10 protein-coding genes and 1 pseudogene are annotated in these 12,505 nt (G+C 44.3%); 7 read left to right on the forward strand and 4 right to left on the reverse strand.

Features of this window, described 5'->3' with window-relative positions; all coding sequences use genetic code 11:
- Positions 1–234 precede the first annotated feature (234 nt).
- Positions 235–996: a type 1 glutamine amidotransferase gene (locus FTU95_RS03240; RefSeq protein WP_180077508.1), complete on the reverse strand. Its 762-nt coding sequence runs from the start codon at positions 994–996 to the stop codon at positions 235–237.
- 161 nt (positions 997–1,157) lie between these two features.
- Here FTU95_RS03240 and FTU95_RS03245 point away from each other — a divergent pair, with 161 nt between their 5' ends.
- The 6 genes and pseudogenes from FTU95_RS03245 (at position 1,158) to FTU95_RS03265 (ending at position 6,382) form a co-directional block, all read left to right on the forward strand.
- Positions 1,158–2,360 carry a PLP-dependent transferase gene (locus tag FTU95_RS03245; RefSeq protein WP_180077510.1) on the forward strand — a complete coding sequence of 401 codons (1,203 nt, stop codon included), beginning with the start codon at positions 1,158–1,160 and terminating at the stop codon, positions 2,358–2,360.
- Positions 2,361–2,419: 59 nt separating this feature from the next.
- Positions 2,420–2,512, forward strand: a pseudogene (locus FTU95_RS14975) (DUF853 family protein); the annotation flags it as partial.
- Between the two features lie 432 nt (positions 2,513–2,944).
- Positions 2,945–4,156: an NO-inducible flavohemoprotein gene (gene hmpA, locus FTU95_RS03250; RefSeq protein WP_005094157.1), complete on the forward strand. Its 1,212-nt coding sequence runs from the start codon at positions 2,945–2,947 to the stop codon at positions 4,154–4,156.
- Between the two features lie 89 nt (positions 4,157–4,245).
- Complete coding sequence (locus FTU95_RS03255; protein ID WP_005094159.1) at positions 4,246–4,698, forward strand: Rrf2 family transcriptional regulator; 453 nt, start codon at positions 4,246–4,248, stop codon at positions 4,696–4,698.
- Positions 4,699–4,786: 88 nt separating this feature from the next.
- The gene (gene yihA, locus FTU95_RS03260) at positions 4,787–5,731 is read left to right on the forward strand and encodes a ribosome biogenesis GTP-binding protein YihA/YsxC (RefSeq protein WP_005168732.1); all 945 of its coding nucleotides are present in this window, start codon (positions 4,787–4,789) and stop codon (positions 5,729–5,731) included.
- A 231-nt stretch (positions 5,732–5,962) separates the two neighbouring features.
- The gene (locus FTU95_RS03265) at positions 5,963–6,382 is read left to right on the forward strand and encodes a VOC family protein (RefSeq protein ID WP_180077512.1); all 420 of its coding nucleotides are present in this window, start codon (positions 5,963–5,965) and stop codon (positions 6,380–6,382) included.
- Here FTU95_RS03265 and FTU95_RS03270 read toward each other — a convergent pair.
- Positions 6,379–7,617: a dicarboxylate/amino acid:cation symporter gene (locus FTU95_RS03270; RefSeq protein ID WP_034608350.1), complete on the reverse strand. Its 1,239-nt coding sequence runs from the start codon at positions 7,615–7,617 to the stop codon at positions 6,379–6,381. The genes FTU95_RS03265 and FTU95_RS03270 overlap by 4 nt on opposite strands.
- Positions 7,618–7,794: 177 nt before the next feature.
- On the reverse strand, positions 7,795–8,667 hold the full coding sequence (locus FTU95_RS03275; RefSeq protein WP_180076353.1) for an acyl-CoA thioesterase II: 873 nt from the start codon (positions 8,665–8,667) through the stop codon (positions 7,795–7,797).
- 284 nt (positions 8,668–8,951) lie between these two features.
- Between FTU95_RS03275 and plsB the strand changes: the two genes are divergently transcribed.
- Complete coding sequence (plsB, locus tag FTU95_RS03280) at positions 8,952–11,519, forward strand: glycerol-3-phosphate 1-O-acyltransferase PlsB (RefSeq protein ID WP_180077514.1); 2,568 nt, start codon at positions 8,952–8,954, stop codon at positions 11,517–11,519.
- Positions 11,520–11,656: 137 nt separating this feature from the next.
- On the opposite strand, the gene FTU95_RS03285 is transcribed toward plsB, so the two are convergent.
- The gene (locus FTU95_RS03285; protein ID WP_180077516.1) at positions 11,657–12,472 is read right to left on the reverse strand and encodes an NAD-dependent epimerase/dehydratase family protein; all 816 of its coding nucleotides are present in this window, start codon (positions 12,470–12,472) and stop codon (positions 11,657–11,659) included.
- Positions 12,473–12,505: the final 33 nt, after the last annotated feature.

Here is a 12,505-nt window from a genome sequence, read left to right on the forward strand (position 1 = left end):
CAAGCCAAATATATAAAGAATCACTCCTGACGCATCTCACCCCACTTTAATACGGGTAAGTGTCAAGAGCAGTGAAATATCACTAAGGTCGTGATCGATGCCACGACTGTAACGATAGTTAACTACTTTATTCGCAGTTAACCCCCTTCCTATCGAAGGGTCGCTTATTATAGCCATTGTTTAATGCATAAGCAAATCCCTTTTATGGTTTTATCCAAGTTTTCAATTTACCCCCTAAAACAAGAGTTTATTTTCTGAATGCGGGGCAGTTTTCGCCAAGACATATTCTATAGCTCGATTTAATATCTGATTTCCTTCAACAAACTTATTTTTATGGGTCTTTTTTAATTCAGAGAGATCCTGAACATATTTTCCTGAAAATTGTGCAAGCTGCTCCTCATCTTCCAAAAATAAAGACAGGGTTTCTGGAGTACTCTCTGGATGAAACTGAAAACCGAGTACATTTTTGCCCAACTGGTACATCTGATTACGACAGGCTTGGTTTTCTGCCAGATGCACTGCCCCTTTGGGTATTTCAAAGCTTTCACTATGCCATTGCAGAATATTGAACTGTTCGGGCAAGCTAAAACATTCTTGCGGTAGATTGGCTACCTTGTGTACCGTGGCCCAGCCCAATTCCTGCTCAGGATTACGACTGACGCCCGCCCCCAATGCATTGGCAATCAATTGTCCACCCAGGCATAAACCGATTGCCGGTTTGCCATGTGACAGATAACGACGCAACCAGCGTTTCTCTATCTTTAACCAAGGGAAATTCACCTCATCATTGACACTCATGGTTCCGCCCATGATGATCAGTAAATCGACGTCCTCAACCCTTGGCAAAGCCTCAATCTCTAAAGGACGATCCAACGGTAAAGCAAAAAACTCAGTCGCACTAATGTACGCCTGATACTGCTTTAAAAACTCATGACAACTACCATAGCCTTCACCAGCAATATGCTGAAAATAATGCACTTTTAAATGCGACTTCATGCTCCTCAACCTATTTTTTAGCTAGATAGTTTTAGGTTTTGCAAAAATGAAGCCAACTTTTTTCAAGGACCAATTTTTTTAACAATTCACAACCGAACTGGCAGTGAGTCACAGATTCTCTTAAGCTAAGGTAATATTTGATTACATTTAAGGGCATTCACGTGAAAAAAAACGCTCAAACCACCCTGATTCATGCACCACGAAAAGCCCCTCAATCCATTTCTACGGTTCAACCTCCCCTGTTTCGTGCATCGACCATTATTTTTGAGAATACTGATGCGCTATTTAATCGCCACTGGACCGATGCTTATGACTATAGCTACGGCACCCACGGCACACCCACGACATTCACCTTAGGCGATAACATCGCGCAAATTGAAGGGGGTGAATACTGCCTACTTGCGCCGAGCGGTTTATCCGCCATTAACCTGGTGAATTCTTGTTTCTTGAGCCAAGGTGATGAAGTCTGGGTTGCCGATAACATCTATGGCCCAAACATGGAACATCTGCGCAATCTGGAAACGCGTTATGGCATTGCGGTCAAAGTGTATAACCCGCTTGAGGTCGAAACCTTTACACCAAGTGAAAAAGCAAAACTGCTTTGGCTGGAAGCGGCCGGTTCAGTCACACTGGAGTTTCCAGATCTGGTCGGTTTAATCAAAAAAGCCCAGGCACATCATATTTTGACGGCGCTGGATAATACCTGGGGCGCAGGTCTGGCTTTTAATGCTTTTGATTTTGGCGAAGAGCATTTAAGTGTCGATATCACGGTTCATGCCCTGACCAAATATCCAAGCGGTGGTGGCGACATCTTGATGGGCTCAGTTGTTACACGAGATAAAACCCTGCATCACAAACTGTTCCGTACCCATGCCATTCAGGGCATTAGTGTTTCTGGTGATGATGTGGCGCAGGTACAACGCAGTCTGGCTTCGATGCAACTGCGTTATCAGCATCAGTCCGAAAGCGCACTGACTTTAATGAAGTGGCTCAAACAGCAAACTGAGCTTGTTCAAGTTTTACATCCAGCCGATCCAGATTGCGCTGGACATCAATACTGGAAAGATATTTGTAAGACAGGTCAAAGTGCCGGCCTGGTTAGCGTGATTTTTGATCATTCTTATAAGCTGCAAGATATTCGCAATTTCTGTGACAGCTTAAACCTGTTTAAGCTCGGCTTTAGCTGGGGTGGCCCTGTCAGCCTGGTCATGCTCTATAACTTAAAAGACATGCGTGTACTGGAACATTCACATTTAAAAGATGGCTTTCTGGTTCGTTTCTGTATCGGCCTGGAACATCCGCAAGATTTGATTCAAGATATCCACTACGCTCTAGAACATATGAAAAAGCCTAAAAATGAATAATAAACAATAGGAAAAGTTATGTGAGCACCACTTGGTATTGCTAAAAAACCACAAATACCATGCAAGACATTGTTTTACGTTCACAGCTTGCCAGTCGGCATGGTCTGCTTGTCGGTTTAACTGAAACTAAAAAAACAGTCACTCTTAATTTATGAACAGAGTGTCGATCGGAATAGTGCTTTTGAAATGCTGCAAAACCCAAGTGGCCGAACCTCAAAAAAATGCCAAACAAGCAGAATTTGCAAAACAGCAAGCCAAGGAACAGTGACCTCTAACCGGTGAGCAACAAAAGGAATTAGAACACGCGACTTAGGCAACCTAAAAAGTTCATAAAAGATACTGATCGATTTATCAAACTGCGCACGCAGGCTCGGAGATGATACCGGGGAGAATTGTCCGCGAGTTTCATGACTGCTTTTTCAGTGAAAATAGCACGATTTATTCCTATCAAGATTTTTAAAATTATGGGATATTCAGATATCCCATAATTTTTTTATGGTTTTATTAAAAGATGTATTTACAAGGCACGCTTTAAGATGTATTTTAAATACATCTTATAAATAAACAGCCATGAGAGATCAAACATGACTCCGCAGCAAATTGACCTTGTAAAAGCAACAGTGCCTGTACTCCGCGAAAATGGTGTGGCACTCACGGGCTATTTTTATAACCGCATGTTAGGCAACAACCCTGCCCTTAAAGAAACGTTTAATATGGGTCACCAACGCAGTGGTGCACAGGCGCAAGCTCTTGCCGGCGCTGTATTGGCCTATGCCGAAAATATTGAAGACCCATCTGTACTTTTACCTGTGGTTGAGCTGATCGCGCATAAACACGTGAGCTTAAACATTCAAGCGCCAGACTATAATATTGTGGGTGAAAACCTGCTGCATTCTATTAGTGAAGTATTAAGCATCCCGATGGAAGATCCATTAATTGATGCTTGGGCTACAGCTTATGGTCAATTGGCTGACTTGTTCATCAGCACTGAAAAAACGATCTATGAGCAGCATCAGCAAACCAAAGGTAGCTGGTTAGGCTGGCGCAATTTCAAAATTGCCCGAAAAGTAGTAGAAAGTGACGAGATTACTTCAATCTATCTACAACCGGTAGATGGTGGCGATTTACCGAAATATGAAGCGGGTCAATATATTTCAGTTCGTGTATTCGTAGAAGAACTCGGCTTAAAACAGCCGCGTCAATATACGCTTTCAACCAGCCCTCAAGCAGACTATTTGCGTATTTCAGTTAAACGTGAACCGGGCAATGGCGCAGATCAAGTTGCAGGTTGGGTGTCTAACACTCTACATGGTTTGCCGGAAGGTTCAGAAATTGAAGTATCTGCACCAACAGGTAACTTCTACCTGATCGATCCAGCTAAACGTAATGTGTTTATCAGTGGTGGTGTTGGCCTGACGCCAATGATCGCGATGCTGAACCAGCTGGTGACTCTGGATATGCCACAACCTGTGACCTTTATCCATGCTTGCCGTAGCAAACAGGTTCATGCGATGCACCAGCATATTCATGACCTGAAAGCAAAATATCCGCGCTTAAGCACCCTTACTGCTTATGAATTTCCACATCAAGCTGACAAACTGGGTGAGGATTATGATGTAGCAGGTCGTCTGGATCTGAGTACAGTTGATGCAGCGCTGTTACCAGTCAATGCCGATTACTACCTTTGCGGCCCAATGCCATTTATGGCAGAACAGCAAAAAGCACTCGTTGCCCGCGGTATTCCTGCTGAAAATATTCATAGTGAAGCATTTGGTACAGGTGGGGTTCACCACTAAGCCCTCGCTTCAAGCTGAATAGGTGGGGCTAGTCTGGTTATGCTAGACTAGCCCTTATCTATTTAATTCTTAAAGATATTAGTGCGATCATGCAATTAAACAAATTTACCGACTATGCTTTGCGTATTTTAATGTACATCTCCCAGCCGCGAGATACGCCGTATACGATTGCGGAAATTGCGCGAGATTTGTATGTGTCACAAAATCATTTAATGAAGATTGTGCATTTCATGTCGAAACAAGACTGGATTATTGCCACACGCGGTAAAGGCGGCGGCATCCGCTTAAATCCTACTACACTAAATCTAAAACTCGGTGAGATCGTGCTTAGCTTGCAGGGTGAAAATCATGTGATTGTCGAATGTAATACCCCACCCTGCGTACTGCGTAGCAATTGTGGTTTAAAAGGTATTCTCGACCATGCGCTGGAACAGTTTTACCAAAGCCTGAACCAATATACGCTGGCCGATGTGCTCACCCCATCTAACCAATCTCATTTTAGTACTGTTTCTCCAATCGGTTTAATTAACCTGATGGATTAAGTTGCAATAGCATTGCAAAGCAAAGTTCGCTTGCCTGTGCGACTTCCTTTATAATGTTTCTTTGTAGATCATTTATTGAAGTTGAGTTATGCACCACAGCAGAGGAAAATCCAAAAACAGTAAGACAGCCCATGCACCCAAGCAAAAGATCAGCTACGAGAAAAAAGTTGATTCTGCTATTACTGAATATTCTGTGCGCTCACTCAACTGGCTACGCAAAGCCGAATTTTTAATGAGTGCACCAAAACTCAGTCTTTGTGTAGAAGATACAGGCTATGAAATTGCTTTTGCCGGTCGCTCCAATGCCGGTAAATCCAGTGCGATTAATGCCCTGACCAACCAGAAACAGTTGGCACGTGCATCAAAAAGACCCGGCCGCACCCAGATGATTAACTTTTTTAGCTTGGGTAATCCAGATCAGCGTCTGGTCGATTTACCAGGCTATGGCTATGCTGCCGTACCAGAGGCGATGAAAATTGTTTGGCAAAAAGAACTGGAAAATTATCTGATTCATCGCAAAAGCTTACAGGGCTTGGTGCTGTTGATGGATATTCGTCATCCGCTACAACACTTTGATGTGATGATGCTGGAATGGGCTTATTCACGTCATTTGTTTGTGCATGTTCTTTTGACCAAATCAGATAAGCTGAATCGTGGCCCTGCCTCTAAAGCGCTTCAGGAAGTCAAAGCCGCATTAAAAAAAATGAAACTGGACTTCTCGATTCAATTGTTCTCCTCTATGAACAAAGAGGGACTTGAAGAACTGGCCAGCGTCATGGGCGGCCGTCTGAATTTCACTTTAGATCAATCAACTCAATTTGATTTGGACAGTATTCCGGAAGTATCGGCTCATGATCTAAATCAATTCGATGAACCAGTTGAACTCGACTCTGGGTCTGATGCAACTGCTATTGGTGAGGTTTCACCGCATGACTTAAATGAAGCTGAAGAACCGCTTGAATTACTCGAGCAGGATCAGTCAGAACTTAAAGCAGCAGATGAGCTGAACCAGAATAAACGCTCAGCTGAATAATCAAATAACAAAATATTTGATTAATTGATTTAAATGAGAAACCTCCGTTATGCCGCATAACGGAGGTTTTTTACAGGCTAATTTTCGCTAGATCATACAGTGCTACTGATAACAGCAGCAGTTTGTTGAGATGCTTCACTGTATTTACATGAACGCTATATTTCTGCTGAATGGCCGAATCTCGATTCATATTAGAATAAATCTTGTTCAACTGTAGATCAGGAAAACATTATGAAACCCTCTATCTCTGTCATCACTCTGGCGGTACAGGATCTAGAGCAATCATTGCAATTTTATTGTGAAGGTTTAGGTTTTAGCAGTGATGGAATTATTGGTCAGGAATTTGAGTATGGAGCGGTGGCTTTTATTCAACTGCAATCCGGCCTTCAGCTTGCCTTATGGCCACAGCATAGCCTGCAGCAAGATACCGGTCTTGCCTTGAGTCCGATCTGCCCCACGCAAATGGCACTGGGGCATCATGTATTTAGCCCCTTAGAGGTTGACCAGATCATGGCGCTGGCTGAACGTGCGGGCGCTAAAATTATCAAAGCTGCACACACCACCTTTTATGGCGGATATGCTGGTTATTTTCAGGATCCCAATGGTCATCTCTGGGAAATTGTCTGGAATCCGGACTTAGATAAAGATTAAACCGGCGCTTCAGGTTCACGGGTATGCCGGTCTACCACCACACTGATCATCATATCGCCCTGCACATTCACCACGGTACGTACCGTATCCAGTAAACGGTCGATCGGCAATAAAATCGCAATCGCCTCGGCAGGCAATCCCACAGATTGCAACACCATAATCATGGTGACCATGCCAGCGCTTGGAATCCCAGGTGCGCCTAAGGATGCAATCATTGCCGTGGCACAGACCACCAGCTGTTGCCCTAAACTCAGATCCAGCCCCATTAAATTGGCAATAAACAAGGCGGCGGCTGCCTCATAAAGAGCTGTGCCATCCATATTCAGCTGTGTTCCCAGTGGAATCACAAAACCTGCCGTATGCGGACGTACGCCCAGATTTTCCTGCGCACATTTCATTGACAGTGGCATGGTGGCCGAACTGGAACTGGTGGCAAATGCGGTAATTAAAGCAGCGCGTGTGCCTTTAAAGAACGTGATCGGATCCATCTTGCCAAAAATCCACAGCAATAAAGGCAATACCACGATGCCATGGAAAATGGTGGTTCCAGTGACCACGGCCGCAAATTCAGCCAGACGACTGAGTACCGAAATATCCTCAGTCGCGATCAGCTTGGCCAATAAAGCAAAAATACCGAAAGGTGCCAGTTTCATCACCCAGCCAATCATCAACATCATGATTTCAAAAAACTGGTGACTCAACTTGCGCACGGTACGGAATTTATCTCCGCCTGCGACCAGTGCCACACCGACAAACAAGGCAAAGACCACCACCGCCAGGACATTGCCATCTGAAAATGCCTTAAACGGATTGATCAGGGTATTTTGGATAAAATTGGTAAAGAAAGAAGATGGCGTTAAGGTGTCCGGAGTCTGATGCTGCGCCATGGCATCCTGGAACATCAGTACATCGACACCCTTGCCGACATCAAACAGATGTGCACAGGCCAGACCTAAAATGAGTGCCAAAGTCGTTGTGGTCACACAGCACATCAGGGTGATTTTCCAGGTGCGATTCAGTTGTCCGCCTGCCTGTAGATTAGATACCCCGACCACAATCGACGTAAAAATTAGCGGAACCAACAGCATTTTTAATAAGCCGATAAAAACACTGCTGACGATGCCGATGCCGTATAAACTGACATCAAAAAATGAGGTCTGCGGAAATATCGTGAGTAAAAATCCAAACAGCACCCCCAATACGGCGGCAATTAAAATTTGCGTATTTAAGCTCATCTTTTCATGCATTTTAATATAGATCTTAAGCGGCACTATGCCATGCCGATTCTACAGAATCGAGTAATATTTTATAAACGCGTGCCTAGAACAAGATCTCAAATAATGATTGTTCTGCGAATTAAAAACAAAAAAACCGAATCTGGGATTCGGCTTTTTGAGCAAAAAATATAAAAATTATTGGGTTTCGATTTCACGTAAGCGGATCAGCCCTTCCTGCGTGGTACTACAGACCAGTTCGCCATTCTGCCACATCCGGCCAAAATTCAGACCGCGTGAGCTGGCGCTCTGGGTGGCATCCATGTCATATAGCATCCATTCATCGGCACGAAATGGCTTATGGAAGTACATGGCATGGTCAATACTGGCACATTGCAGGCTTGGCGAAATATAACTCAGACCATGTGGACGCAGTGCCGTGGTCATCAAGGTAAAGTCTGAATAGAAAGCGGCAATCGCCTGATGCAAAGAAATCTGATCCACTTCTACAGCAATTCGGTCATGGGTGCGGATATAGTGCGCATAAGACGGCGCTTCCGGCTGAGGCTGAAAGGGGTTTTGCGGATTGATCGGGCGGATCTCGACATGACGATCACGGGTGAAGGACGCACGGACATTTTCCGGAATAAACTCAATCATTTGTTTGATCAGTTCTGCTTCATTTTTCAGGCTTTCTGCTGGCGGATATTCCGGCTCTGAAATCTGGTAATTGAGACCTTCTTCCTGATGCGCAAAAGACACCATACACATAAAAATAGTGCGACCATGCTGAATCGCACGTACTTGACGGCTGACAAAGCTCTTGCCGTCACGGATACGATCCACTTCATAAATAATCGGTGCGTTGACATCTCCGCCAAACAGAAAATAGGCATGTAACGAGTGTGCCGGACGGTCTGTGGTATAAGACGCAGCGCGGAGTGCCTGCCCTAAAACCTGCCCACCAAACACGCGCTTGCCCACCAGATTACGGCTGATTCCCCGAAAAATGTTTTCTTCTAACTTTTCCAAGCTGAGCAGCTCGACCAGTTCCTGTGTTAAGGCATTCATAAGCAACCTACGTAATATTGGAGATATCCCAAAATGGAAAAACAGATCTAAATAATTAATCTGGAATATTCTGCCACAAAATCAGACCGAAACTCTAAAGATTGCATGACTGTTCTGTCATACTGATGTCATAAGTGACTAGGAAAAGCATCTGCTTTCACGCTAAAATTAGCGCACTTCTGTTGAAGTTGTTAAAAAAAGATATATGGTTTCGCTTTGGAAACCCGCAAAAATAAATCCCCTCAGAAGTCCTGTGGTTTTGGTCAGTAAAATTAGGAGCAGCTATGTCCAAGAATGGCTTTGGTCAAATGTATCGCAAGCTTTCAAGTAAGCTACTTGATCTTGTGGTTACCCCTCATGTTCTTGGGGAAGTACCAAGTGAAGTGACAGCACCTGAACCTGATCAGACCGCGGCAGAATCGCGAAAGCTGGTCTGCTACGTTTTACAGAACCATTCGCGTAGTAATGCGTTGGTCGTCGATGCAGAAACCCGCCGTTTAAAGTTGCCAGCTGCGCTCGATCCAATGCAACTGGGCAATAGTAAGGAAAAAGCTTCACTGCTGTTTTTACAGCATCATGATGAAAATAACCTGCTCAGCTCACCGCCGCATGCGTTTCCGCCGCGCCTGTTACGCCTGATTGAAATCCTGGAACAACATCCTGAGCTGGATATCGAACTGGTACCAGTCACGGTGCTTTGGGGACGTGAACCTGAAAAAGAAGATTCCTGGTTCAAACTGCTATTTACCGATACCTGGTCTACGCCAAGCCGGGTCAAGCAACTGGTCAATATCGGTCTGCATGGCCGTCAGTCTTATTTAGAGTTTCACGAACCCCAGTCTTTACGTGCCATGATTGAGCATGCCAAAGAAACGCATCCAAATTCAGCGCCAGCAACTTATATTGTTAGCACTTTAAATGATTATCTGGATGATCAGCGCGAAGTGATTCTCGGGCCGGATCTGTCCGATCGCCGTAATGTCATGCACAGTCTCATCAAATCGCCAGATGTACAGGCTGCGATTCGCAATGACAGTATTCGCAGTAAAATCTCGATGCTGGAATCTGAACGTCGTGCCATTGGTTATCTGAACGAAATTGTTTCCGATTATTCTCATTCGACTGTACGTTTTGCCGATAAAGCCCTGACCCGTTTATGGACACAGCTCTATGACGGCGTGGAAGTGCATAATTTCAGTACCGTGCGTGAACTGGCCAAAGATTATGAGATTGTCTATACCCCATGTCACCGCAGTCACATCGACTATTTGTTATTGTCTTATGTGATCTATCGTCGTGGCTTGATGGTGCCGTATATCGCTGCGGGCGATAACCTGAACATGCCTTTTGTGGGTCAGATTTTACGTGGTGGCGGTGCCTTCTTTATCCGCCGTACTTTCCGTGGCAATGCGCTCTATACCACAGTCTTTAAAGAATATTTATATAGCGTTCTATCACGCAATACCCCACTGGAATACTTTATCGAAGGTGGTCGTTCACGTACTGGTCGTTTGCTACCACCTAAAACTGGGATGCTGGCGATGACCGTGCATGGTCATTTACGCGGCAAAGCCAAACCAATTGTCTTTGTACCGACCTATATCGGTTATGAACGCCTGATGGAAGGCGGCACTTATGTCGGTGAGATGAGCGGCAAGCCGAAAGAAGCCGAATCTATTTTTGGTATTGTCAAAACCCTGCGCAAAATTGAACGCATTTTCGGTAAAGTGCATCTGAATTTTGGTGAGCCGGTATTTCTGGATGACATCCTGAAACAGCATGGCGCAGAAAATATTAAAATTGAAAAGAACGATGATCCAATTCCACAAGCAGTTTCTGATGCAGTAAACAGCTCTGCGCAAGCGATTCTGGAAAATATCAACCGTGCAGTGGTGATCAATCCGGTATCGCTATTATCATTGATCCTGTTGGCCACGCCAAAACATACGCTGGATGAAGAAATCTGTATCAAGCAGCTTGATACTTATCGTACCCTGCTGGCGGCATTACCTTATGATGAACGGATGGAAGTTACACCGCTTTCAGGCAAAGAAATTATTGCCTATGCAATGAAGCTGAAACTGATCAAGCGGGTAAAACATGTGCTGGGCGATATCATTGCCATTGAAGATAATCAGGCAGTTTTGCTGACTTATTTCCGTAACAATATCGTGCATTCCTTTGTGCTTCCGTCATTGATTGCAGCACTGGCTGAACACAATGGAACGATTCGCCGTGATGATGTCGTCAACATCAGCAGCACCCTGTACCCATTCCTAAAAGCAGAGCTGTTTTTAAAATGGCGTGAAGATGAGATTCAGGATCAAGTCAATGCGCATATTGATAACTTGATTTCTGCCAAACTGATCACGCAAGATGGTGAAAATCTGCTTGCTCCGGCACCCAATACTGAAGTCCATCATCAGCTCGAAGTTCTGGCTGCACCAGTGACTCAAAGTCTGGAACGTTATTACATGACTTTGGCACTGATTACCCAGCGTGGTTCAGGCAATATTTCGACCCGTCAGGTTGAAGAATTGAGCTATCTGGTTGGTCAGCGTTTATCAGTTCTATACGAATTCAATTCGCCTGAATTCTTCGACAAAGCCCTGTTCCAGAGCTTTATTAAAGTCTTAACCCAAAAAGGTTATCTGTGTACCAATGACGACAATGCCATTGTTTTTGATGAACAGCTGACCAACGTGGCGCAATATGCAGATCTGGTACTGGATGAAGTAAAATTACAGATGTTGCATCACATCACCGCCTTTACCGATGAAGAACTCAAAGAAGCACTTGATGCAGTTGCGGCTGAACAAGCCAAGAAACGCGCCAAGCGCAAAAAGAAGTAAAGCTTTTATTCTCTCTCTTTCAGGAGATGGGAAGCAGTGCTTCATAAGGGGATGAGGGAGAATTTAAAATCCTTCCCCTTCTCCCCAGCTCTCTCCTACAAGGAATGGGAATTTAATCCTCCCTTTTTAAAGGGAGGTTAGGAGGGATTACTTTTCCTCATTAGTTCCAAATAATCCTCAAAACAATCTGTATGCTTTAATTCAAATCCTGTTTTTTGCATCCGAGTGGCATAGAGCTTTTTACCGGTGACCTGCTTGTTCTCAACTTCGAGTAAAGGCAGCCCCATCTGCTGCTGAAACCATTGCAAGACTTCATGTAAAAGCTGTGGCTGGTTATTGCTCATAATATAAGAAGACTCAGGATGTTCCACGTGAATCATCTGTGACAAGAAACGTGATAAATCTTCGATATGAATCCGGTTTGACCAGTGCAGATTTGGATAACTGGTCATAGATACTGCCATTTTTTGTAAGCGCTCTACCGATGTTCCATAAATTCCACTTGGGCGAATGATTGTACATTGCTCAGGATAAGCCGCTAAATAGGCCTGCTCCATCCGATACAGGATTTTTCCTTGCACATCGTTGGGCTGTAGAGGCGTTTCATCATTGATATTTTCTCCAGCATTTTGCCCATAGACCCGTGTCGATGACACCACCACAATCCGCTGCACTGGATGCTGTTTCAAGGCAGTGACAATCGGCTGAACTGAATCCAGATAGGTCTGTTGATAACCATCGACAGCACTTTGTTTTGGACTAAGCAATACATAGACCCAATCAATCGGTGTGACTGTCGTTAAATTCAGTTTATGCACATCTTGAATCAGATGAGTTGCAAAGGAATCTGTTTTGGGACTTGAGCTAATTGTGCTAATTTGATGACCTTGCTCAAATAGTTGTTTAGCAACACGCCGGGATGTTTTACCATAACCGATAAATAGAATATGCATTGAGCACCGAATCACGAATCTGGTTGAGGGGAC

Source organism: Acinetobacter sp. YH12208, from assembly GCF_013418055.1.
Classification (GTDB): domain Bacteria; phylum Pseudomonadota; class Gammaproteobacteria; order Pseudomonadales; family Moraxellaceae; genus Acinetobacter; species Acinetobacter pseudolwoffii.

What these genes read in the sequence shown, in the direction of transcription:
- FTU95_RS03240 (WP_180077508.1), bottom strand. Translation starts at nt 996, where the DNA reads ATGAAGTCGCATTTAAAAGTGCATTATTTTCAGCATATTGCTGGTGAA.
- hmpA (WP_005094157.1), top strand. Translation starts at nt 2,945, where the DNA reads ATGACTCCGCAGCAAATTGACCTTGTAAAAGCAACAGTGCCTGTACTC.
- FTU95_RS03255 (WP_005094159.1), top strand. Translation starts at nt 4,246, where the DNA reads ATGCAATTAAACAAATTTACCGACTATGCTTTGCGTATTTTAATGTAC.
- yihA (WP_005168732.1), top strand. Translation starts at nt 4,787, where the DNA reads ATGCACCACAGCAGAGGAAAATCCAAAAACAGTAAGACAGCCCATGCA.
- FTU95_RS03265 (WP_180077512.1), top strand. Translation starts at nt 5,963, where the DNA reads ATGAAACCCTCTATCTCTGTCATCACTCTGGCGGTACAGGATCTAGAG.
- FTU95_RS03270 (WP_034608350.1), bottom strand. Translation starts at nt 7,617, where the DNA reads ATGAGCTTAAATACGCAAATTTTAATTGCCGCCGTATTGGGGGTGCTG.
- FTU95_RS03275 (WP_180076353.1), bottom strand. Translation starts at nt 8,667, where the DNA reads ATGAATGCCTTAACACAGGAACTGGTCGAGCTGCTCAGCTTGGAAAAG.
- plsB (WP_180077514.1), top strand. Translation starts at nt 8,952, where the DNA reads ATGTCCAAGAATGGCTTTGGTCAAATGTATCGCAAGCTTTCAAGTAAG.
- FTU95_RS03285 (WP_180077516.1), bottom strand. Translation starts at nt 12,472, where the DNA reads ATGCATATTCTATTTATCGGTTATGGTAAAACATCCCGGCGTGTTGCT.